The sequence below is a fragment of the Burkholderia sp. BCC1644 genome, from assembly GCF_902833225.1.
In the GTDB taxonomy this organism is placed as follows: domain Bacteria; phylum Pseudomonadota; class Gammaproteobacteria; order Burkholderiales; family Burkholderiaceae; genus Burkholderia.
In genome coordinates this window covers 447,529-469,636 of the sequence record NZ_CADFEI010000003.1, presented here as the reverse complement: position 1 = coordinate 469,636, position 22,108 = coordinate 447,529, and the positions used below count along the sequence as shown (strand labels likewise).

General features: G+C 68.4%; 18 protein-coding genes. 11 read left to right on the top strand and 7 right to left on the bottom strand.

The features are described from left to right. Positions 1–45: 45 nt before the first annotated feature. The 4 genes from HWX87_RS08590 (at position 46) to HWX87_RS08575 (ending at position 3,862) form a co-directional block, all read left to right on the top strand. Positions 46–936: an amidohydrolase family protein gene (locus tag HWX87_RS08590; RefSeq protein ID WP_176046730.1), complete on the top strand. Its 891-nt coding sequence runs from the start codon at positions 46–48 to the stop codon at positions 934–936. A gap of 8 nt (positions 937–944) precedes the next feature. After that, the gene (locus HWX87_RS08585; RefSeq protein WP_176046729.1) at positions 945–1,832 is read left to right on the top strand and encodes an oxaloacetate decarboxylase; all 888 of its coding nucleotides are present in this window, start codon (positions 945–947) and stop codon (positions 1,830–1,832) included. Positions 1,833–1,921: 89 nt separating this feature from the next. Continuing rightward, positions 1,922–3,250, top strand: coding sequence for an MFS transporter (locus HWX87_RS08580; protein ID WP_176046728.1), 1,329 nt, complete (start codon positions 1,922–1,924; stop codon positions 3,248–3,250). Positions 3,251–3,400: 150 nt separating this feature from the next. After that, positions 3,401–3,862, top strand: a complete 462-nt coding sequence (locus HWX87_RS08575; RefSeq protein WP_176046727.1) for a hypothetical protein — start codon at positions 3,401–3,403, stop codon at positions 3,860–3,862. A 43-nt stretch (positions 3,863–3,905) separates the two neighbouring features. Here the strand turns inward: HWX87_RS08575 and HWX87_RS08570 are convergent, their stop codons facing one another. Both HWX87_RS08570 and HWX87_RS08565 read right to left on the bottom strand, forming a co-directional pair. Continuing rightward, positions 3,906–5,606: a dihydroxyacetone kinase family protein gene (locus HWX87_RS08570; RefSeq protein ID WP_176046726.1), complete on the bottom strand. Its 1,701-nt coding sequence runs from the start codon at positions 5,604–5,606 to the stop codon at positions 3,906–3,908. Between the two features lie 226 nt (positions 5,607–5,832). Further along, positions 5,833–6,987, bottom strand: a complete 1,155-nt coding sequence (locus HWX87_RS08565) for a sigma 54-interacting transcriptional regulator (RefSeq protein WP_176046725.1) — start codon at positions 6,985–6,987, stop codon at positions 5,833–5,835. A 487-nt stretch (positions 6,988–7,474) separates the two neighbouring features. Here HWX87_RS08565 and msuE point away from each other — a divergent pair, with 487 nt between their 5' ends. From msuE to HWX87_RS08545, 4 genes are all read left to right on the top strand, one after another. Beyond that, a complete protein-coding gene (gene msuE / locus HWX87_RS08560) occupies positions 7,475–8,035 on the top strand; it encodes an FMN reductase (RefSeq protein WP_176046724.1) in 561 nt (186 codons plus the stop codon). 35 nt (positions 8,036–8,070) lie between these two features. Beyond that, positions 8,071–9,174, top strand: a complete 1,104-nt coding sequence (sfnG, locus tag HWX87_RS08555; RefSeq protein ID WP_176046723.1) for a dimethylsulfone monooxygenase SfnG — start codon at positions 8,071–8,073, stop codon at positions 9,172–9,174. A gap of 138 nt (positions 9,175–9,312) precedes the next feature. Next, positions 9,313–10,542: an SfnB family sulfur acquisition oxidoreductase gene (locus tag HWX87_RS08550; RefSeq protein WP_176046722.1), complete on the top strand. Its 1,230-nt coding sequence runs from the start codon at positions 9,313–9,315 to the stop codon at positions 10,540–10,542. A gap of 106 nt (positions 10,543–10,648) precedes the next feature. After that, positions 10,649–12,097 (top strand): APC family permease, encoded by a 1,449-nt coding sequence (locus tag HWX87_RS08545; protein WP_176046721.1) that lies wholly within the window; start codon positions 10,649–10,651, stop codon positions 12,095–12,097. Positions 12,098–12,178: 81 nt separating this feature from the next. Here HWX87_RS08545 and HWX87_RS08540 read toward each other — a convergent pair whose 3' ends face one another. Further along, entirely contained in the window at positions 12,179–12,826 is a 648-nt protein-coding gene (locus HWX87_RS08540; protein WP_176046720.1) for a LysE family translocator, read from the bottom strand. A gap of 110 nt (positions 12,827–12,936) precedes the next feature. On the opposite strand from HWX87_RS08540, the gene HWX87_RS08535 reads away from it, so the two are divergent. After that, complete coding sequence (locus HWX87_RS08535) at positions 12,937–13,788, top strand: LysR substrate-binding domain-containing protein (protein WP_176046719.1); 852 nt, start codon at positions 12,937–12,939, stop codon at positions 13,786–13,788. A 22-nt stretch (positions 13,789–13,810) separates the two neighbouring features. Here HWX87_RS08535 and HWX87_RS08530 read toward each other — a convergent pair whose 3' ends face one another. Beyond that, positions 13,811–14,701, bottom strand: coding sequence for a LysR substrate-binding domain-containing protein (locus HWX87_RS08530; protein ID WP_176046718.1), 891 nt, complete (start codon positions 14,699–14,701; stop codon positions 13,811–13,813). Between the two features lie 152 nt (positions 14,702–14,853). Between HWX87_RS08530 and HWX87_RS08525 the strand changes: the two genes are divergently transcribed. Next, the gene (locus tag HWX87_RS08525) at positions 14,854–17,901 is read left to right on the top strand and encodes an FAD-binding and (Fe-S)-binding domain-containing protein (RefSeq protein WP_176046717.1); all 3,048 of its coding nucleotides are present in this window, start codon (positions 14,854–14,856) and stop codon (positions 17,899–17,901) included. Between the two features lie 92 nt (positions 17,902–17,993). Here HWX87_RS08525 and HWX87_RS08520 read toward each other — a convergent pair whose 3' ends face one another. The 3 genes from HWX87_RS08520 to HWX87_RS08510 form a co-directional block, all read right to left on the bottom strand. Beyond that, complete coding sequence (locus HWX87_RS08520) at positions 17,994–18,296, bottom strand: XRE family transcriptional regulator (RefSeq protein ID WP_176046716.1); 303 nt, start codon at positions 18,294–18,296, stop codon at positions 17,994–17,996. Positions 18,297–18,383: 87 nt separating this feature from the next. Next, complete coding sequence (locus tag HWX87_RS08515; RefSeq protein ID WP_176046715.1) at positions 18,384–19,538, bottom strand: branched-chain amino acid ABC transporter substrate-binding protein; 1,155 nt, start codon at positions 19,536–19,538, stop codon at positions 18,384–18,386. Between the two features lie 623 nt (positions 19,539–20,161). Next, the gene (locus HWX87_RS08510; protein WP_176046714.1) at positions 20,162–21,061 is read right to left on the bottom strand and encodes an EamA family transporter; all 900 of its coding nucleotides are present in this window, start codon (positions 21,059–21,061) and stop codon (positions 20,162–20,164) included. Positions 21,062–21,118: 57 nt separating this feature from the next. Between HWX87_RS08510 and HWX87_RS08505 the strand changes: the two genes are divergently transcribed. Beyond that, positions 21,119–22,096, top strand: coding sequence for a LysR substrate-binding domain-containing protein (locus HWX87_RS08505; protein WP_176046713.1), 978 nt, complete (start codon positions 21,119–21,121; stop codon positions 22,094–22,096). Positions 22,097–22,108: the final 12 nt, after the last annotated feature.

Genomic DNA, 22,108 nt, shown 5'->3' with positions numbered 1-22,108 from the left:
CACCGAACCGCCCGGCACTGCGGCCGGGCGCCTCTTGCAGACTTCATGGATCGACTCGTGACTCACCTCGTCGAACAGATTCCGGCTGCGCGGTCGATGGACGCGTGGTGTACAGCGGACCCGGCCGTCGCCGCCATCGATGCGCATGCGCATGTATTCGCGCGCGGCCTGCCGCTCGCGCCGGTGGTGCGGCACGCGCCCGACTACGACGCGTCGCTCGACACGTACGTCGCGCATCTCGCCGAACACGGCATCACGCACGCGGTACTGGTGCAGCCGAGCTTTCTCGGCACCGACAACGCGTTCTTCGTCGACGTGCTGCGGCGTTACCCGCGCCGCTTTCGTGGTGTCGCGGTGGTCGACCCGACGATTTCGGATCGCGACCTCGATGCGCTCGACCGGGCGGGCGTGGTCGGCATGCGGCTGAACCTCGTCGGGCTGCCGATTCCGGATTTCGGCGCACCCGCTTGGCGCGCACTGTTCGCCCGCATCAACGCGCTCGGCTGGCACGTCGAGATCCATCGCGGCATCGAGGACCTGCACACCATCACGGCGCCGCTGCTCGCGCAATCGTGCACGCTGGTGATCGACCATTTCGGCCGCCCGTCGCCCGCGCTCGCCGAACGCGCGCCCAGCTTCCGCCGCCTGCTGCTGCTCGCGGATACCGGCCGCGTCTGGGTCAAGCTGTCGGCCGCGTATCGCAACAGCGTGGCCGGCGACGGCGCGATCGACGCGTTCGGCGCCGCGCGCGCGCTGCGCACCGCGTTCACGGCCGAGCGGCTCGTGTGGGGCAGCGACTGGCCGCACACGCAGCACCGCGAACGCGTCGACTTCGACGCGACGTATGCGGCGCTCGCGCGCTGGCTGCCCGACTCCGGCGAGCGCCTGCGCGTGCTGCGCGATTCGCCGCGCACCCTGTTTCGTTTCGACCAATGAGGCCCCGCATGTCCGATCACACCGCACTTCGTCGCGCCGGGTTCCGGCGCAGCATCGCTTCCCGCCAGGGGCTGCTCGTCGCCGGCACGTTCAATGCGCTCAGCGCACGCGTCGCGGCCGATCTCGGCTTCGGCGCGCTGTACCTGAGCGGCGCGGGCGTCACCAACATGTCGCTCGGCCTGCCCGATCTCGGCTTCGTCGGGCTCGGCGAGCTGGCCGAACACACGGCGCGCGTGCGCGACGCGGTCGAGCTGCCGCTGATGGTCGATGCCGATACCGGTTTCGGCAATGCGCTGAACGTGCTGCACACGGTGCGCACGCTCGAGCGCAGCGGCGCGGACGCGATCCAGCTCGAAGACCAGGTGCTGCCGAAGAAGTGCGGCCATTTCGCGGGCAAGGAAGTGATCGAGGCCGGCGAGATGGTCGGCAAGCTGAAGGCGGCCATCGACGCGCGCGTGGATCCGAACCTGCTGATCGTCGCGCGCACCGATGCGGCCGCGGTCCACGGCATCGACGACGCGATCGAGCGAGCCCATCGTTATGCGGAAGCGGGCGCGGACGTGCTGTTCATCGAGGCGATGGAGTCAGCGGAGGACGTCGAGCGTCTGCCGGCGCTGTTCGACACGCCGCAGCTCATCAACATCGTGATCGGCGGCAAGACGCCGACGCGTTCGCGCGACGCGCTCGCGCGCCTCGGCTACGGCGTGGTGCTGTATGCGAACGCGGCGCTGCAAGGCGCGGTGCGCGGGATGCAGGCCGCGCTGACGGAGCTGCGCGACACGGGGCGGCTCGACGAGAATCCCGCGCTCGTCGCGCCGTTCGCCGAACGGCAGCGGCTCGTCGACAAGGCGCGCTTCGACGCGCTCGACGCCCGCTACGCGGCCGACCGCGCATAACGCGCATAACGCGTGTAACGCCCGTCCGCAGCCGGCACGGGCGATATCGGCAGCCGCCCGGCACATACGAACAAAACCTGGAGACAACCGTGGCACCTTCTTCTCCCGAAGCCGCCGGCGAACCGCCGCGCATCGGCTCGATCGTCGGCGGGCTGGCCGGCAACCTGATCGAGTGGTACGACTTTCTCGCCTACAGCATCTTCTCGATCTACTTCGCGCCGTCGTTCTTTCCCGCCGACCGCCCGACCGTGCAGTTGATGAACACCGCGGCGATCGCGGCCGTCGGGTATATCGCACGGCCGGCGGGAAGCTGGCTCGTCGGCCTGTATGCGGACCGGCGCGGGCGCAAGGCCGCGCTGACGAAGTCGGTGCTCGCGATGTGCGCGGGATCGATGCTGATCGCCATCACGCCCGGCTATGCGACGATCGGCGTGCTCGCGCCGGTGCTGCTCGTTGCCGCACGGTTGCTGCAGGGGCTCAGCATGGGCGGCGAATACGGCACCAGCGCAACCTACCTGAGCGAGATCGCCCCGCCGAACCGGCGCGGCTTCTACGTCGGCTTCCTGCAGGTGAGCGTGGTGGCCGGCCAGCTCGTCGCGCTCGGCCTGATGCTCGCGATGCAGCGGATCTTCGCCGGCACGCACGACATCGAACGCTGGGGCTGGCGGATCCCGTTCTTCGTCGGCGGCGTGCTCGCGCTGTTCGCGCTCTACATGCGCCGCAACGTCGTCGAGAGCGATGCGTTCATCGCCAGCCGCGCGCGTGCGGCGAAGACACGGGTGTCGGCCGATCTCGCGGCCCACTGGCGCGAACTGCTGCTCGCGATCGGCATCACGATCGGCGGCACCGTCGCGTTCTACACGTATACCGTCTACATGCAGAAGTACCTCGTCAACTCGGTCGGGCTGCACAAGGAGACGGCGACCTGGATCTGCACGGCCGCGCTGCTGCTGTACATGCCGCTGCAGCCGCTGTTCGGCCTCGTGTCGGACCATGTCGGCCGCCGGCCGGTGCTGCTGTGGTTCGGGATCGGCGGCACGCTGCTGTCGGTGCCGATCTTCACGACGCTCGCACACGTGCACGATCCGCTCGCCGCGTTCGCGCTGGTGTTCGCGGGGCTCGTCGTGCTGAGCGGGTTCACGTCGGTGCACATGCTGGTCAAGGCCGAGCTGTTCCCGCCGCAGATCCGTGCGCTGGCGGTCGGGCTGCCGTATGCGCTGACGACGGCGATCCTCGGCGGCACGACCGAGTTCGTCGCGCTGCGGCTGAAGGCGAGCGGCAGCGAGACGATGTTCTTCTGGTACGTCGCGGCCTGCGCGGCGATTTCGCTGCTCGTGTACTGGCGGATGCCGGAAACCCATCCGGCGAAGCGCGTGCGGGCGAGCGGGGCGGCGGCCGCCGCCGCCGTGTCCCGCTGAGCGGGCGCGAAGCCGCCCGCGGCACGCGGCCGGGCGCCGGCAGGCGCGGGCCGCTGCGCCGGCGGCGCGGTACCGGCGAAGCCGTTGAGCCGAAGGGCGGCCGGCCCGCGTATGGCAGAATCGCGACGATCTTCCGCACGCGATGACACGATGAACCCGACGACGCCTTCCTCCGCGCCCATCCGTGAGCCGATGGGCCGCGCGGCCACCGCACTGCTCGCCGCCAGCATGCTGTGCTATCTCGTCGCGATGTTCACCGCGCCGTTCCGCGTCGGCGCGCCGGACCCGCACCCGTGGGCCGATGGCTGGCAGGTGCTGTTGACGGGCTGGATGGGCGTGCTCGGCGGCATCTTTGCGTGGCTCGCGAACCCGCTCGTGTTCGGCGCGTGGTTACTGACCGTGAAGCGCCTGCGCGTGCAAGCGGCCGTGCTGGCCGCGCTCGCGCTGCTGTTCGGGCTGAGCTTCCTGTCGCAGCACCGGATCGTCGTGAACGAAGCGGGCACCGTCGAGCCGGTTCACCTCGATGCGATCGGCTACTGGTGCTGGCTCGCGAGTTTCGGCGCGGCGCTGGTCGGCGCGATGCTGTTGCCCGGGCGGATGAAGGCAGGCTGATGCGGGCGGCGCGACCGCCTTCCCGCATCGCGCGCGTCGCTGTTCAGCGCACGTGCGGCTGCAACGCGCGCAACCAGTACGACACGGCTACCGCGCCGCCATCCGGCGTGCCGATCGCACGCTCGCCGAGATAGCTCGCACGCCCCGCGCGCGGTGTCATGCGCGCGGTGGCCTCCGCGCCTTCGACGGCCGCTTCGACGGCCGCCGTCCATGCGCTTGCGGTGTCGCGATCGCTGTCGAGCGCGCGGCTGAATGCGTCGACGGCCGGCACCAGCGCATCGAGCATCGTCCGGTCGCCGGCGTGCGCGCCACCCAGTTCACTGATCGAATCCACGGCCGCGCGGAATGCCGCGGCCCAGTCGCGCGCCGACGGCTCGGCGACATCCGCCAGCCTGCGCGCCGCGCGCAGCAGCGCGGTTGCATAGAACGGCCCGGAGCTGCCGGCGATCGCGCGGCGCAACGCCGCGCCGAGCGCCGCGAGTGCGCCGGCCGGCGTGGCGTACGCGGTGTCGGGCAACGCGAGGATCGCTTGCGCGGCGCGCAGCATGCTCGCGCCGAGGTCGCCGTCGCCGGCCGCCGCATCGAGATCCGTCAGCGTCTGCTCGTGGTCGATCAGCGTTTGTGCAACCGCCTGCAGCGCCGGCCGCAGACGTGCAGCCCATGCGCGGCCGGCCGCGTCGAGCGGCGGCAGCGGCGCATCCTGCGACGCCGCTGCGGCCACGCGGATCTGCGCATTCACCGCGCCACCGCCCGGCCACGCACGCGCCTGCGTCGGCGCGTCGAGCAGCGAAGCGCGTTCGTCGTTCAGCCGCAGCACCGAGATCGAGCAGCCGGGCATGTTCAGCGCGGACAGGAACGTGCCGGCCCAAGCACGCGCGACGACGATGCCGCGCCGGGTCAGGTTGTCGTACGCGGCACGCAGCACGATCGCGAGCTCCATGTCCGGTGTTGCGCCGAGACCGTTGACGAACAGCGCGACGCGTTCGCCGCGGTCGAGCACGAGATCGGCGGCGATGCTCGACAGCAGTGTGTCGACCAGCGCATCGGCCGGCAGCGGCGCACGGCGTTCGACGCCTTTCTCGCCATGAATGCCGAGGCCGAGCTCGATCTCGTGATCGCCGAGGCTGAAGCCGGACTTGTCGGCGCCCGGGATCGTGCAGCCGTCGAGTGCGACGCCCATCGTGCCGAGCTCGGCCGCCGCGTCGCGCGCGACGGCCGCGACGCGGGCAAGCGGCAGCCCGCGCGCGGCGGCCGCGCCGGCGAGCTTGTGGATCAGCACGGTGCCGGCGATCCCGCGCCGCTGGCCGCGGTCGACACGGCCGCGCAGCGATACGTCGTCGGCGACGATGACCGTTTCGACCGGAATGCCTTCGGCGCGTGCAAGCTCGGCGGCGAGCCCGAAATTGAGCCGGTCGCCCGTGTAGTTCTTCACGATCAGCAGCGCGCCGTTGGGGCCGGCGCTCGCGCGGATCGCGGCGAGCACGGCGTCGGTGGACGGCGACGTGAACACCTCGCCGCAGACGGCCGCGCTCAACATCCCTTCGCCGACATAGCCGCCGTGTGCGGGCTCGTGGCCGCTGCCGCCGCCGGACAGGATTGCGACGGGGCGCTGAGACGGTTCGGGCAGCGGCTGGCGGACGAGCACGTGCTCGTCGCCGAGGATCGCGAGATGCGGCGATTGCCGCGCGATGCCTTCCAGCATTTCTCGCACGACATCGGACGGGCGGTTTACAAGCTTTTTCATGGCAGCGGATTCCGGACGGGTGAACGGGGCGCGACCGGGCCCGCACGGGCGCCGGCCGGCTTTCGTATTGCGGAGAATCGTGCGGGTGCCTGGCCGCCGGGTGCGGGCGGTTGCGTGACGGGCAACCGGATGCGGGAGCGGCAACGCAGCACGTGCTTCGCGCCACGATACATCAGGTTCGGACGTCAATGCACGGATTGCGGCGCGATCGCACCGTCGGCTGCGGTCACTTCAGCGCTGCAATGACCTTCGCGCGGATCAGCCGCGCGCGCAGCACGTTGCGGCTGATGCCGAGCAACTGCGCGGCCCGGATCTGGTTGCGGTGGCTGAAGTCGAACGCGACGCGCATCACGGTGTCCTCGATGTGTTCGAAGAGGTTGCCGTGTCCGTCGTCGAACAGGTCGCGCAGCGCATGTTCGAACGCTGCCTGAGCGTGGGCGGACGGTTCCTGCGCAGGCATGACGGCCGGCGGCGCGCATGGCGGCGCAAGGTGCAGGTCGGTGTCGCGCAGCACATCGTGGCGGCACACGAGCAGCGCGTGATGGATCACGTTCTCCAGTTCGCGGATATTGCCGGGCCAGTGATGCGACACGAGCCGGCGCTCGGCGCGCGGATCGATGCTGCGTGGTCCGTCGCCGAGGCGCGCGCGGTAGCCGTCGAAGAAGTGACGCGCGAGCGGCAGGATGTCGCCCGGCCGCTCGCGCAGCGGCGGTACCGCGAGCTGCACGACATTGAGACGGTAGTACAGGTCGCCGCGGAAATGCCCGGCGGCCACCGCCTGTTGCAGATCGACGTTGGTCGCCGCGACCACGCGCACGTCGACCGGAATGCCCGTGCGCGAACCGAGCCGCACGACCTCGCGCTCCTGCAGTACGCGCAGCAGCTTGACCTGCATCGACAGCGGCAGGTCGCCGATCTCGTCGAGAAACAGCGTGCCGCCATGCGCGGCTTCGAACCAGCCGGGCTTCGCGCTGACGGCGCCCGTAAACGCGCCTTTCTCGTGGCCGAACAGTTCGCTGTCGACGAGCGTGTCGGAGAACGCGCCGCAGTTCACCGCGACGAACGGCCCGTCGCGGCGATCGCCAAGATCGTGCACGTGCCGCGCGATCAGTTCCTTGCCGGTGCCCGTCTCGCCGACGATCAGCACGTTCGCGTCGCTCGGTGCGACACGGCGCACCTGTTCGAGCAGTGCGAGCGAACGCGGATCGGCAAACACCTGCGCCCGTGCGCGGGCCGGTGCGGGGCGTCCGGGCATCGTCAGGACGGAGGCGGTGCGTTCCGCAGCGTGCAGGTCGGACGGATCGTGTGTTTCCGACGCGTCGCGGCGCGCGGCGACGACACGAAGGTTGAGCGGGCGCGGCGATGCGGAAATGGAAGTCATGGCGATGAACCGTTGAATGGCCGGGTGAGCCGGGTGAAGCGGACCCGTGCCGACGGGCGCAGCGAGTCCGGCTGCTGCGTGGTCAGCAGAGTGTTCAACGTTTCGCCACGCGCGAAAAGCATCGATTTCTGATAACCAAAGCGCGATTGCTGCGGAACCTGCAATGGTGCGGGTGAGCGGGCTTGCTCCGATGCATGAGCGCCGGATTCGATGTGATGACGTGCGATGCGCTGCTTCCTGGGCAGCAGTTCGCAAGCACGATCGCTTCACCCGGTTCATCACGCCGTGGAATATCGATGTGACACGCGCACCGGAACGCTTGCCGCGCGCGTGCATTTGGGCGAATGCCGCGCCAGGCGGGCGATCGCGAAAAACTTCGCGATGCAGACGATCACGCCGCGAGACAGTCGTGCGAATGGCACGCTCCTTGCTGACCCGAAGCGGTATCGCCGCATCGACACGCGGCTCGACAACGGGAACGCATCGCATGAGCAACACCCTCAACGTGGTCGCGATATCGGGCAGCCTGCAACGGCCGTCGCGCACGCTGACGCTGACCAACGAGATCGTCGCGGCACTCGGCGCCGCGCTGCCGATCGATACGCGGCTGATCGAACTCGGCGAGATCGGCAGCCGGCTGGCCGGCGCGCTGACGCGCGCGCAGGTGCCGGCCGACCTTGAAGCACTGATCCGCGCGATCGAGACGGTCGACGCGCTCGTTGTCGCGAGCCCGGTCTATCGCGCGTCATACACGGGCCTGTTCAAGCACCTGTTCGACCTCGTGCGCCACGACGCGCTCGTCGACGTGCCCGTGCTGCTCGCGGCCACCGGCGGCAGCGAGCGACATGCGCTCGTGATCGACCATCAACTGCGGCCGCTGTTCAGCTTCTTCCAGGCGCGCACGCTGCCGATCGGCGTGTACGCGTCCGAAAGCGACTTCGACCAGTACCGGATCGCGAACCCGGCGCTGCGCGAGCGCATCGCGCTCGCCGTCGATCGCGCCGTGCCGCAACTGCGCCCGCATGCGCTTTCCACCGTGGCCGCGTAGGCCGCTTTCGTTTCTCCTTCGACCAGGACACCTTCATGAGCCTTACCGACCCTTCCGCCGACGGCGTCAAATTCGCGTACTGGGTGCCGAACGTCAGCGGCGGCCTCGTCGTCAGCACGATCGAGCAGCGCACCGACTGGAGCCTCGAATACAACCAGCAGCTCGCGCGCACGGCCGAGGCGGCCGGCTTCGACTATGCGCTGAGCCAGATCCGCTTCACGGCCGGCTACGGCGCGGAATACCAGCACGAGTCGGTGTCGTTCAGCCAGGCGCTGCTGCATGCGACGACGAAGCTCAAGGTGCTCGCCGCGATCCTGCCGGGGCCGTGGCATCCGGCCGTGGTCGCGAAGCAACTCGCGACGATCGACCACATCTCGAACGGTCGCATTGCGATCAACGTCGTGAGCGGCTGGTTCAAGGGCGAATTCACCGCGATCGGCGAGCCGTGGCTCGAACATGATGAACGCTATCGGCGCTCGAAGGAATTCATCCAGGCGCTGAAAGGCATCTGGACGCAGGACAACTTCACGTTCAAGGGCGACTTCTACCGCTTCAACGACTACACGCTGAGCCCGAAGCCGGTGCAGAAGCCGCATCCGGAAATCTTCCAGGGCGGCAGCTCGCGCGCGGCGCGCGACAACGCGGCGAGCGTGTCGGACTGGTATTTCACGAACGGCAATACGCCGGAGAACCTGAAGGCGCAGATCGACGACATCCGCGCGAAGGCGGCCGCGAACAACCATCGCGTGCGGATCGGCGTCAACGCGTTCGTGATCGCGCGCGACACCGAGGAGGAGGCGCAGGCCGTGCTCGACGACATCATCCGGCACGCGCACGTGGAGGCCGTGCATGCGTTCGGCGATGCGGTGAAGGAGGCCGGCAAGGCATCGCCCGAAGGCGAGGGCAACTGGGCGAAATCGACGTTCGAGGATCTCGTTCAGTACAACGACGGCTTCCGCACGAACCTGATCGGCACGCCGCAGCAGATTGCCGAGCGGATCGTCGCGCTGAAGGCGATCGGCGTCGATCTCGTGCTCGCCGGGTTCTTGCACTTCATCGAGGAAGTCGAGTACTTCGGCCAGCGCGTGCTGCCGCTCGTGCGCGAACTCGAAGCGCAGCGGCAGGCAGTGGCTGCGTGACGCGGGTGGATTGAAGCGGGCCGGCCGGGGGCTGTCATCACCGGCCGGCCCGGCTCGACGTTGCGGAAAGGGAAACAGGAGGTCGACGAATGCCTTCGCGGCATCGTCGGCCGGTTCAGGGGTTTTGCCGGAAATCTTATGTCCACGGAAATCATCGAAGCAGGTGCATCGCAGCAAGCAGAAACCCACCGCGTTCCCGTGATCGGCTCCGATGCCGAAGCGATCGACGTCGCGCATCGCGTTGCCGCCCAACTTCAGGAGCACGCGGCGCTGCGTGACCGCGAGCGGAAACTGCCGTTCGACGAGATCGAACTGTTTTCGTCGAGCGGCCTGTGGGGCATCACCGTCCCGAGCGAATACGGCGGCGCGGAAGTGTCGAGCGTGACGCTCGCGGAAGTGATCGCGATCGTGTCGCAGGCCGACCCGTCGCTCGGCCAGATTCCGCAGAATCACTACTGCCTGATCGAAGACATCCGTCTCGAAGGCAGCGATGCGCAGAAGCGCTTCTTCTTCGACCTCGTGCTGAAGGGTACGCGCTACGGCAATGCCTTTTCCGAAGCCGGCGGCAAGAACGTGCTCGACATCCAGACGCGCGTGCGCCGCGATGGCGACGCGTTCGTGCTGAACGGGCGCAAGTTCTATTCGACCGGCACGCTGTTCGCGCACTGGATTCCGGTGCTCGCGCTCGACGAGTCGGATCAGGCGGTGCTCGCGTTCGTGCGGCAGGGCGCGCCGGGGCTGACCGTGGTGGACGACTGGAGCGGCTTCGGGCAGCGCACGACCGCGAGCGGCACGGTGATCGTCGAGAACGTGCGCGTGAGCCCGTTCGAGATCTTCCACACGCAGCGCTCGTACGACCGCCCGACCTTCGCGGGGCCGTTCGCGCAGATCACGACTGCCGCGATCGATCTCGGCATCGCGCGCGCCGCGCTCCAGGACACGATCGCGTTCGTGCAGCAGCACGCGCGTCCGTGGATCGACAGCGGCGTCGAACGCGCGAGCGACGACCCGCTGACCGTCGCGCAGATCGGCGACATCGCGTACCGCATCCACGCGGCCGAAGCGCTGCTCGCGCGTTCGGGGCGTTTCGTCGACGCGGCGAAGCGCGAGCCGGGCGAGGAAACGGTCGCGCAGGCCGCGATCGCGGTCGGCGAGGCGAAGATCGCGACGACCGAAGTGTCGCTGCTGGCCGCGAGCAAGCTGTTCGAACTCGGCGGCAGCAAGTCGACACTCGCGAAATACAACTTCGACCGGCACTGGCGCAACGCGCGCGTGCATACGCTGCACGACCCCGTGCGCTGGAAGTACCACGCGATCGGCAACTACTACCTCAACGGTGTGAAGCCCGCGCGCCATTCGTGGAACTGACCGGCACACGGTGCGGGGTTTTCCGATACGTACGACAGCTCGGTTTCGCGCGGCCCTGGCGGCAGCCAAGGCCGCCGCGCCGCGCCATTCCTGACGAGACAGACCAATGAGTCATCCAGCCACCTCCGCGCAGGCGCGCCCTGTGCAGGACACCGCACCGCAGGCAGGCGGCCTGCGGCGCAACTACCTGAGCCTGCCCGAACTGATCGCACAGTCGATCGGCCTCGTCGGCGTGTCGGGCGGAATCGGCGTGCTGATCCCCGCCGTGTTCGCGACGGCCGGCAACGGCACATGGCTCGCCTACCTGTTCGCGATCGTCGCGCTGCTGTTCTCGTCGTGGAGCATCTCGGTGTTCGCGCGCGATTCGGCGTCGCCGGGGGCGCTGTATGCGTATGTGTCGGCCGGTATCGGGCCGATCTGGGGCGCGATCTGCGGCTGGTCGCTGCTGATCGCCTATGCGGTGGCCGCCGCAGGCATCCTGCAGGGAACGATCAACACGTTCCTCGTGCTCGGCCGCGAAACGGGGCTGCTCGGTGGCGCGACACCGGTCGGCACGGTGCTCGGCCTCACGGTCGCAACCGCGTTCGCCGCGTGGTACATCGCGTTTCGCGACATCCGGCTTTCCACGCGTTTCACGTTGTTCGTCGAGCTGGCGACGCTGCTGCTGATCGCCGTCGTCGTGATCGCGACGATCGCGTTCGGCGGTCATCCGGTCGATCGCGCGCAACTGACGCTCGAGGGCGTGAAGCCGACGCAACTCCAGCTCGGCATGGTGCTCGCGTTCTTCAGCTTCACCGGTTTCGAGAGCGCGACCGTGCTCGGCGCCGAGGCGCGCGACCCGTTCCGCGCGATTCCGCGCGCGGTGCTGATCAGCGTCGTCGGGCCCGCGCTGCTGTTCGTGATCGGCGCGTACGGGATGGTGAGCGCGTTCCACGGGCAGACGCCGCCGCTCGACCGGGTCGACGGCCCGCTTGCCGTGCTCGCGCACCGGCTGGGGGCCGGGTGGGTCGGCGTGCTGATCGACGCGGGCGTCGCGCTGAGCTTCTTCGCGGCCTTCTTCTCGTCGATCAACGCGGCGGCGCGCATCGTCTATACGTTCGGGCGGCAGGGTGTGCTGCATGCGTCGACCGGGCGCGCGCACGCGCGGAATGCAACGCCACACGTCGCGGTCGCGGTGATCGCTGCGTCGGCGCTCGTCACCGCGCTGGTGTTTACCGCGCGCGGCACTGCGCTGCTCGATTCGTACGGCTATCTCAGCTCGATCGCGACGTATGGCTGGCTGCTCGCATACGTGCTGGTGGCGATCGGCGCGCCGCTCTACTTGCGCCGGCAGCGCCGGCTGCGCGCGCGGCATGTGGCGATCAGCATCGTCGCGGTCGTGCTGCTCGCGATTCCGCTCGCCGGCAGCGTGTATCCGGCGCCGGACGGCGTTTATGCATGGCTGCCGTATGTGTTCGTCGCGCTGCTGGCGATCGGGCTCGGGTGGTTCCTGGTGCTGCGCATCCGGTTTCCGGAGCGGCTGCGCGAGCTCGAGGCCGAGTTGCTGACGAAATGACGGCGCGGCGCCGGCGCGGCGCGGCCAGCCGGGCATGCGTGCCGGCTGGCCGGTTTCATTGGACGCGTGTGCCGGCCGCTGTCACGCAACCCCCGCCAGCTTCGATGCTTCGACCACCATCTGCACACCGAGCCCGCCGAGGATGACACCCATCGCCCAGCGCTGCGCGAGCAGCAGCGTCGGGCGCCCGTGCAGGAACTTCGCGATGCTGCTCGAGCAGATCGCCACCAGCCCGTTGGCCGACGCAAACGCGGCGATCAGCAGCGACCCGAGAAACAGCGACTGGCCGAACACGCTGCCCTGCCGGTAGTCGATGAACTGCGGCAGCAGCGACACGAACAGCATCGCGAGCTTCGGGTTCAGCACGCTGGTCGTCGCGCCCATCGCGAGCAGGCGCATCGGCTGCTCGTCCGGCAGTGCCTGCACCTCGAACGGCGAACGTCCGCCGGGCCGGACCGCCTGCCACGCCAGGTACAGCAGGTAGACCGCGCCGACCGCGCCCAGCACGGTGCCTGCATAGGGCACGCTCATGAACAGCGTCGTGATGCCGAACGCCGCGCCGAACATGTAGAACAGGTAGCCGATCATCACGCCGGCCAGTGAAATGAGCCCGGCCGTACGGCCTTGCGCGATCGAGCGCGACATCACGTAGACCATGTTCGGCCCGGGCGTGACCGCGAGCATGCCGCCGATGGCGAGAAATCCGTAGAGCGATCCGGAGGGTTGCATGTTTCCGCTTCCTGCATCGAGTGAGTGCTGACGGGATTCATTGTCCGGCCGTGGAGGTGAACAGTAAAACGGGATAAACTGAATCGATTGATCAGATTTCCTGAAGCGACATGAAAAAGCTCGACCTCGATGTGCTCGCGATGGTGGTGGCCGTCGCCGAAACCGGATCGTTCGCGCAGGGCGCGCAGGCCGTGCATCGGTCGCCGTCGGCGGTGAGCATGCAGATCAGGGCGCTGGAAGACGCGCTCGGCAAGCCGCTGTTCATCCGCGACACGCGCAACGTGACGGCGACCGGCGACGGCACCATGCTCGCCGAGTACGGCCGCCGGATGCTCGCGCTGCGCGACGAGGCATGGGCGTCGGTGGTGCGCCCGGAGATCCGCGGCCGCGTGACGATCGGCGTGCCGGACGATTACATTTCGTCGCTGCTGCCGCAGGTGCTCGGCAAATTCGCCGCGATGCATCCGCGCGTGGAATTGCGCGTGATCGGCCAGCCGAGCAGCGCGCTCGTGCCGATGCTGAAGGACAACACGGTCGACCTCGCATGCCTCACGCGGATCAAGGGCGTGACCGGCGAGCTGATCCGGATGGAGCCGCTCGTCTGGGCCGGGTCGCCGAAGCGCAACGTATGGGAAGAGCGGCCGCTGCCGGTGGCTTTTTTCACGCACGGCGGCAGCATGGCGCGCGATCAGGCGGTCAAGGCGCTGAACCGGCAGAAGATCCCGTACCGGATGTCGTACGAAAGCCCGAGCCACCTCGGGCTGCTGAGCATGGTGGAGGCCGGGCTCGCGGTCGCGCCGCTGGCGCGCTGCTGCATTCCGGATCACCTGATGCAGCTGTCGGAAAGCCACGGGCTGCCGCCACTGGGCGAGCTCGAAGTCGTGCTCGCGCGCAGCGCGCAGTCCGCGCGCCCGCCGTGCGATTACCTGGCCGAGCAGATTCTCGGCGAATGGCGCACCTGAGCGGCCCGCTGCCGGCCGCCCGTCAGCACGACGTCAGCAGCCATTCGCGGAACGCAACGAGCGACGGCAGTGTCTCGTTGCCTGGCGGATAGACGAGGTAGTAGCTGCGCTGGCTCGTAATCGCGTCGCCGATCGATACCAGCTCGCCGCGGCTCAATTCATCTTCCACCAGCACCTTCGGCACCAGCCCGATCCCCATCCCGGCGCGCACGGCCTGGATCAGGTGTGACGTCAGCTCGAAGCTCGGGCCGATGCGCATCTGGCGATGGTCGAGCCGATAGTGCGAGAACCACTCGGCCCACGCGTGCTGGTTGCTCGTCACGCCCAGCAGCGTCTGCTTCGCGGCCCACGCCGGCGTGCGCGCGTCGGCCTTGCGGCCGCTGCCCGGGTCGGGCGGCGCGATCGCGATCAGGAACTCGTTGTACAGCCGGTGCGCGTGCAGGCCAGGCCAGTCGCCCGCGCCGACGGTGATGGCCGCGTCGAGGTCGTCGTTGAGGAAATCGATCGCGCCGATCCGCGAATGAAGGTGCACCGTCACGCCCGGATGCGCGGTGTAGAAGTCGTGCAGGTGCGGCAGCAGCCATTTCGAGCCGAAGGTCGGCAAGGTGGCGAGCCGCAGCGTGCCGGCGCCCGCCTGGTGCGACATCGCCTGCAGCGTCGCGCCGCGGATGCGCCCGAGCGCGCCGCTCAGTTCCGCGAAGTAGCGGCGGCCGACTTCGGTCAGCTTCACCGAGCGCCCCTCGCGCCGGAACAGCGGGACACCGAGCTGATCCTCCAGCGTCTGGACCTGCCGGCTGATCGCGCTCTGGCTCAGCGACAGTTCCTCGGCCGCGCGCGTGTAGCTTTCATGCCGCGCGGCGGCCTCGAACACGAGCAGCAGTGACATCGACGGGGTCAGACGACGGTAATTCATGAGTTTTATGCAATATTCGCCGGGCGAGAATTCGTTTGTTCCTCAAGGAATATCCGAAGATACTGGAATTCCCGGTCGCGTGGAAACTTGCCAAAAAATCATGTTTCGGAGCGCGCGAATCGGCCGGCTCCACCCACACTGCGCTTTTACCCATGTCGATCGCCCCGTTGCCCCGTCCCGCCAGCCCGCCCGCCCACGCGTACCGCGACTTTCTTGCCGCGCTGCGGGCCGCCGGATTCGCCGGGGAGATTCGCGCGGACCACGCGAACCGGACGGTGCAGGCCACCGACAACTCGATCTACCAGCGCCTGCCGCAGGCGGTGATCTGCCCCGCGCATGCCGATGACGTGCGGCTGCTGGCGCGGCTGCTGGCCGAACCCGCGCACCACGTCGTCGCGGTCGCCGCGCGCGGCGGCGGCACGGGCACCAACGGGCAGTCGTTGACGGACGGCGTCGTCGTCGACCTGTCGCGCAACATGAACCGGATCCTCGAAATCGACGTCGAGCAGCGCTGGGTGCGCGTGCAGGCAGGCGTCGTCAAGGATCAGCTCAATGCCGCGCTGAAGCCGCACGGGCTGTTTTTCGCGCCGGAGCTGTCGACGTCGAACCGCGCGACCGTCGGCGGGATGATCAACACCGACGCGAGCGGGCAGGGCAGCTGCACGTACGGCAAGACGCGCGACCACGTGCTCGAACTCGATTTCGTGCTGATGGGCGGCGAGCAACTGCACAGCGACGCGCTCGACGACGAAGCGCTGGAGCGCCGTTGCGCGCGGCAGGACCGCATCGGCAAGGTCTACCGCACCGCGCGCCGCATCAGCGACGACAAGGCGGCGCTGATCGACGCGAAGTTTCCGAAGCTCAACCGCTGCCTGACCGGCTACGACCTCGCGCACCTGCGCGAACCCGACGGCCGCTTCAACCTGAACAGCGTGCTGTGCGGCGCGGAAGGCTCGCTCGGCTTCGTCGTCGAGGCGAAGCTCAACGTGCTGCCGATCCCGAAGTATTCAGTGCTGGTCAACGTGCGCTACGCGGGCTTCATGGATGCGTTGCGCGATGCGCGTGCGCTGCTCGGGCACCAGCCGCTGTCGATCGAGACGGTCGACTCGAAGGTGCTGATGCTCGCGATGAAGGATTTCGTGTGGAGCAGCGTCGCCGAGTATTTCCCGCAGGACGACCCGCGGCCGACGCTCGGCATCAACCTGATCGAATTCAGCGGCGACGTTGCGGACGACGTCGATGCACGCGTGCGCGCGTTCGTCGAGCATCTGCGCACCGATACGAGCGTGGAGCGCCTCGGCCATACGCTCGCGGCCGGCGACGATGCGGTGAAGCGTGTCTATGCGATGCGCAAGCGCGCGGTCGGCCTGCTCGGCAACGTGCAGGGCGAGGCGCGTCCGCAGCCGTTCGTCGAGGACACCGCGGTGCCGCCCGAGAACCTCGCCGCGTACATCGCCGAATTCCGCGCGCTGCTCGACGGTCACGGGCTGCAGTACGGGATGTTCGGGCACGTCGACGCGGGCGTGCTGCACGTGCGCCCGGCGCTCGACATGAAGGACCCGAAGCAGGCCGCGCTGGTGCGGCCCGTGTCGGACGCGGTGGCCGAACTGACGCAGCGGCATGGTGGCCTGTTATGGGGCGAGCACGGCAAGGGCGTACGCTCCGAGTACGCGCCGGCGTTTTTCGGCGAGCTGTATCCGTCGCTGCAGCAGCTGAAGGCCGCGTTCGATCCGCGCAACCAGTTCAACCCGGGCAAGATCGCGACGCCGCCGGATCACACGATGCGGCTGCTGAAGATCGACGAAGTGCCGACGCGCGGCGACCACGACCGGCAGATCGACGAGCGCGTGTGGCAGAGCTACGGCACCGCGATGCACTGCAACGGCAACGGCGCGTGCTACAACTTCGATCCGGACGACGCGATGTGCCCGTCGTGGAAGGCGACGCGCGAACGCGTGCAATCGCCGAAGGGGCGTGCGTCGCTGATGCGCGAATGGTTGCGCCTGCAAGGACAGGCCGGCATCGACGTCGTCGCGGCGGCGCGGGCGCGGCAGCCGTTCCTGCGCGGGCTGGCCGGGCGCTGGCGCAACAGCCGCGCGGCGCGCAACGGTGACGCCGATTTCTCGCACGAGGTGTACGACGCGATGGCCGGGTGCCTCGCGTGCAAGTCGTGCGCGGGGCAGTGCCCGGTGAAGGTCAACGTGCCCGAGTTCCGCTCGCGCTTTCTCGAGCTGTATCACCAGCGCTACCTGCGGCCGCTGCGCGACTACCTGATCGGCTCGCTCGAATTCACGATGCCGTGGATGGCGCGCGTCCCCGCGCTGTACAACGGGCTGATGCGTGCGGGATGGGTGCGCACGCTGCTCGAACGGCAGGTCGGCATGGTCGACAGCCCGCTGCTGAGCCGCTTCGATCTTGCGGCCGTGATCCGGCAATGGAACGTGAAGCCGGCCGACCCGCATGCGCTTGCCGCGCTGAGCGACGCGCAGCGCGCACGCAGCGTCGTCATCGTGCAGGACACGTTCACGCGCTATTTCGATACCGAGCAATTGGCGACGCTGATCGAGCTGGCCGCGCGCACGGGCTTTCAGGTGTGGCTCGCACCGCTCGCACCGAACGGCAAGGCGCTGCACGTACAGGGCTTTCTGCAGGCGTTCGAGAAGGCCGCGATCCGCAATGCGACGCAGCTGGCCGCGCTGGCGCGCCCGGGTGTCGCGCTGGTCGGCCTCGATCCGGCGATGACGCTCACGTACCGGCAGGAATACCTGAAGGTGACGGGGCTCGGCGATGTACCGAAAGTTGCGCTGCCGCAGGAGTGGTTGCTGCACGCGCTGCCGGAAGCCGGCCCGCACGGTGCGGCCGGCGCGTACCGGTTGCTGCCGCACTGTACCGAGAAGACCAACGCGCCCGACAGCGGCAAGCAATGGACGCAGGTGTTCGCGCGGCGCGGGCTGCACTTGAAGGTCGAGTCGACCGGATGCTGCGGGATGTCAGGCACGTACGGGCACGAGGCGCGCAATCTCGCGACGTCGAAGACGATCTATTCGCAGTCGTGGGCGACGCACGTGGACGGGCCGGAGGACGAAGGCGAGGCGCTGGCGACCGGGTATTCGTGCCGCAGCCAGGTGAAGCGCATGTCGTCGAAGCAGGTGCGCCATCCGTTGCAGGCGCTGCTCGATCACGTACGGGCGGCGGGGTAACGATCGGGCGGCGCGTATCGCGTGGCCCGTGAGGGTGTATCGATCGAGCGTCGCGCGGCCATCTCCTTGCCGCGTTCGACGCATGTCGTGGTTCAGGCTTCGGCTTTCGCGGCCTTCCGTGCGCGCGGCTTTTCGGCCGCGGGAAACACGCCGACGCCGCGCGGCCGTTTCGGCTCGATCCGCATCTGCCGGATCACGCGCCGGAAATCGATCTCGTGCGCGGCCAGCGTGCCGATCAGTTTCGCGATGACCGCGAGGTGGGACGGGACGGTGCCCTTGCTCGAATAGTTCGTGATCGAACTTTCGTTCATCCGGATCAGACGGGCGAACTCGCGCGCCGTCAATTGGGCTTTCTTCAACTCCTGTTGAAATTCCGCATACGCCATTGCACACATGATGCTTCGTCTCCGTGAATCAGAAATCGGCCCGCGCGGCGCCGGCGCGGACGGGTGGCGTTCCCGTCGTGCCGGCGCCGCGGCGGGTTACATCTTCACCTGGTCGAGGAAGGTCTTCTTGCCGCCCTTGTAGCCGTAGATCGAGATGATCCCGTGCGTCAGGTCGCCCTTCGCGTCGAACGTCGTCGTGCCGATCACGCCGTCGTACTTCGTCGACGGCATTGCGGCGAGGATCTTCGCCGGGTCGGTCGAGTTCGCGCGCTTCATCGCGTCGACCGCGATGTAGACCGCGTCATACGCGAACGGCGCATCGAACTTGATGCCCTGGTTGAAACGCTTCTGGTACTTCGCGAGGAAGTCCGCGCCGCCCGGCATCTTCTCGAGTGCCGCGCCTGCCTGCGAGCACAGCACGTTGTCGGCCGCCGGGCCGGCAAGTTCGGCCAGCGAGTCGGTGCACACGCCGTCGCCGGACAGGATCTTCGCGCGCAGGCCGAGCTGCTTCGCCTGCTTCGCGAGCGGGCCGCCGGTTGCGTCCATGCCGCCGTACATGATCGCGTCCGGGTTCTCGCCCTTGACCTTCGTCAGGATCGCGCGGAAGTCGACGGCCTTGTCGTTGGTCGCGTCGTGCGACAGCACCTTCAGGCCGAGCGCCTTCGCCTTCTTCTCGAACTCGTTCGCGAGGCCCTGGCCGTACGCGGTCGAATCGTCGATCACCGCGACGCTCTTCACGCCCTTCGCCTGCGCGTAGCTCGCGAGCGCCGGACCCTGCTGCGCATCGGTCGCGACGACGCGGTAGGTCGTCTTGAAGCCTTGCTGCGTGTAGGTCGGGTTCGTGGCCGACGGCGAGATCTGCACGATGCCCGCGTCGCTGTAGATCTTCGATGCCGGGATCGACGTGCCCGAGTTCAGGTGGCCGATGACGGCGACGACCTTGTCGTCGACGAGCTTCTGCGCAACCTGCGTGGCTTGCCGCGGGTCGGCCGCGTCATCCTGCGCGTCGAGCTGCAGCGTGATCTTCTTGCCGCCGATCGTCAGGCCCTTTGCGTTGATTTCCTCGACCGCGAGGCGCGCGCCGTTCTCGTTGTCCTTGCCGAGGTGCGAGATGCCGCCCGTCGTCGGTTCGACGCTGCCGATCTTCACGACCTGGTCGGCCATTGCCGTCGATGCGGCCGCGAATGCGGCGGCAGCCAGTGCAACGGTGATCAGGGGTTTGCAGCGCATGCCGACAGTGCTTCGTTCCATCTGCCATCTCCGAATTGAATGTCTTTCTATTGACGTCTCGACCGGCCGGCCAGCGTGCCGGGGCGATCGGACGAGTCTCCATACCCATCACGGGCTTCACTTGCATGGCGTCCGCTGGTGTGACGGCAGCCCGGGCGAGCAGGCGAATCGTCGCCGGACGTCATGCAATTCGTATGAATATATATGAAGCCGATTTTGCGCGCTGCGGCGAATCGCGTCGCGGGCCGACGCCCGGATGTCGAAGGCTCCGGATGCCGGAAATCGTGCGCTGCGGCGGGCCGCAGGCTGCGGTTCGCTGTCGATGGCCTTACGGCCGTATCCATTATTCGGCCGGTCGCCGGGGCGAAGCCATGCACACTGATGCGCGGTCAATCCGGAACTGTTCGGTCGATTTGTCTGCACAGTTTGGTCACTCGCGAGTGCGTATCCGGTTTCGTCGGCTGGCTTCATCAACGGTTGTATTCGTTGTAATGCAACTAACGGTCAAGCCCGGCGGCGTCTGCGAATGGGCGCGGCCAACACGGCCCGGATGATCCATTCCGCTTCGCAGATACCGCAGTGCTTTTCGATCCGCCCGTTTCCGGATCGCCGGGCCGGCACGGACATTCGCCATGGTTGCGATCCTACGAACGTCCGCGGAATGCGACGAAGACCACGCCAGCAATTGCCAGCAGGCCACCGCATGCCGTCGCGATGCCGGGCCGTTCGCCCGTCAGCGCCATCGACAGCAGCGTCGCGACCGCCGGCGTCAGATAGAGGAAGTTGGCCGCGCGCGCCGCGCCGAAGTAGCCGAGCGCGAAGGTCCAGGTTGCATAACCCAGCGCGGCGGGAAATACGCCGAGCACGACGACGGCCAGCGCCGTATCGCGCGACCCGCCCGCGAGCGAGCCGAGCGCGCCGGGCAGCCAGGGCGTGAGCAGCACCGCGCCGGCCAGCAGCGTGTATGCGGTACAGGTCAGTGCGCCGTAGACGGGAATCAACCGCCGCTGCAACACGAAATAGCTGGCCGAACACAGCGCCGCGCCGAGAATCAGCGTGCTTCCCGAACCGAGCACGAGGCCGCCCGGCTGCCCTTGCGCGATCACCGCGATGCCGGCCAGGCTGACCAGCGAACCGAGCCATCCCCAGCGATTGAAGCGCTCGCGCAGAAACACGGCGGCCAGCAGCGCGGTGAAGATCGGCAGCGTGTTCACGATGAAACTCGCCGCACCGGCCGACACGGTCTGCTCGCCGGTATTGAGCAGTGCGTTGTAAAGCGCGATGCCGAGAAAGCCGCACGCGACGAAGCGCAGCGCGTCGCCTTTCGCCGGCAGTGGCGGTCGCCGCCATGCGAGCCACGCGATCACGAGCAGCGCCGCGGTCGCGAAGCGTGCCGACGCGAGCTGCAGCGGCGCGAGGCCGTGCAGGCCGATCCGGATGAACGGGAAAGCGGACGCCCACGAGACGATCGTGAACGCGACCGCGCCTGCCGCGACGAGCGGTTGTCGCGCGCCGCGCGACGTCGATGTGGAAAGGGTATTCATGCGCCCATGGTGCGGCGTGGCGAGATGTTAAGCTAGCGCACAGATCAACACCCGGATATGAATATGGCTCACAGCTCGGGTTCGCGTCGGGCGGCCGGTCCGGGGCGTGCGCGTCAGGTCGTGGACGCGCTGCCGGTCGCCGCGCCGGCGCCCGGGCCGAGGCCGCCGCTCGCGAGCCTGGAGACGGTCTGCACGGTGGCGCGCGAGGGTTCGTTTCTCGCGGCCGCCGATGTTTCCGGCGTCACGCACGGCGCGATCAGCCGGCGGGTCGCCGCCGTCGAAAACTGGCTCGGGATGGCGCTGTTCGAGCGGCATGCGCGCGGCGTGCGCCTGACGCCGGACGGGCAGCGCTTCGTCGGCCGGATCGAGCAGGCGTTCGCGATCATCGACGGCGCGGCCGATCAGTGGCGCTCGCCGCGTACGCCGCGACTGGTCCGGATGAGCGTGGTGCCCGCGTTCGCGCAGCTCTGGCTGTTGGAGCGGCAGCATGTGCTCGAAAGCGAAGCGCCCGCGCTGCGTATCGAGCTCGGCATCGAACTGCGCAACGTCGATATCGCCGGCGGCGAAGCCGATCTGTCGATCCGTTACGGGCGCGGCAACTGGCGTCAGCTCGAAACGCGTGCGTTCATGCCGGAGCGGCTGTATCCGGTTGCGCATCCGCGGCTTGCCGAGCAACTGGCGAAGGCGCGCCGCCGGGCCGGCGACGCCGCGCTGCTCGACATGCCGTTGCTGCACGATTCCGACGTGACGGGCTGGCGCACCTGGTTCGACGGGCTCGGCATTCCGTTCAAGCCGCGGGCGCAGGATCGTCGGTTCGAGGATTACAACCTCGTCCTCGCGGCGGCTGAAGCGGGGCTCGGCGTGGCGCTCGCGCGAACGCCGCTCGCGGATGCGTACCTGAAGCGCAGCGCGCTCGTTCGCGTCAGCCGCCATGAAGTCGATTCGCTGCTCAGGTATCACTTCGTGCATGCGAAGGGCGAGAATCGGCCGGAGGTGCTGGCGCTGATGGAGCGGATGGTGAAGGCGTTGGGGTAGGGCGCGCGGCAT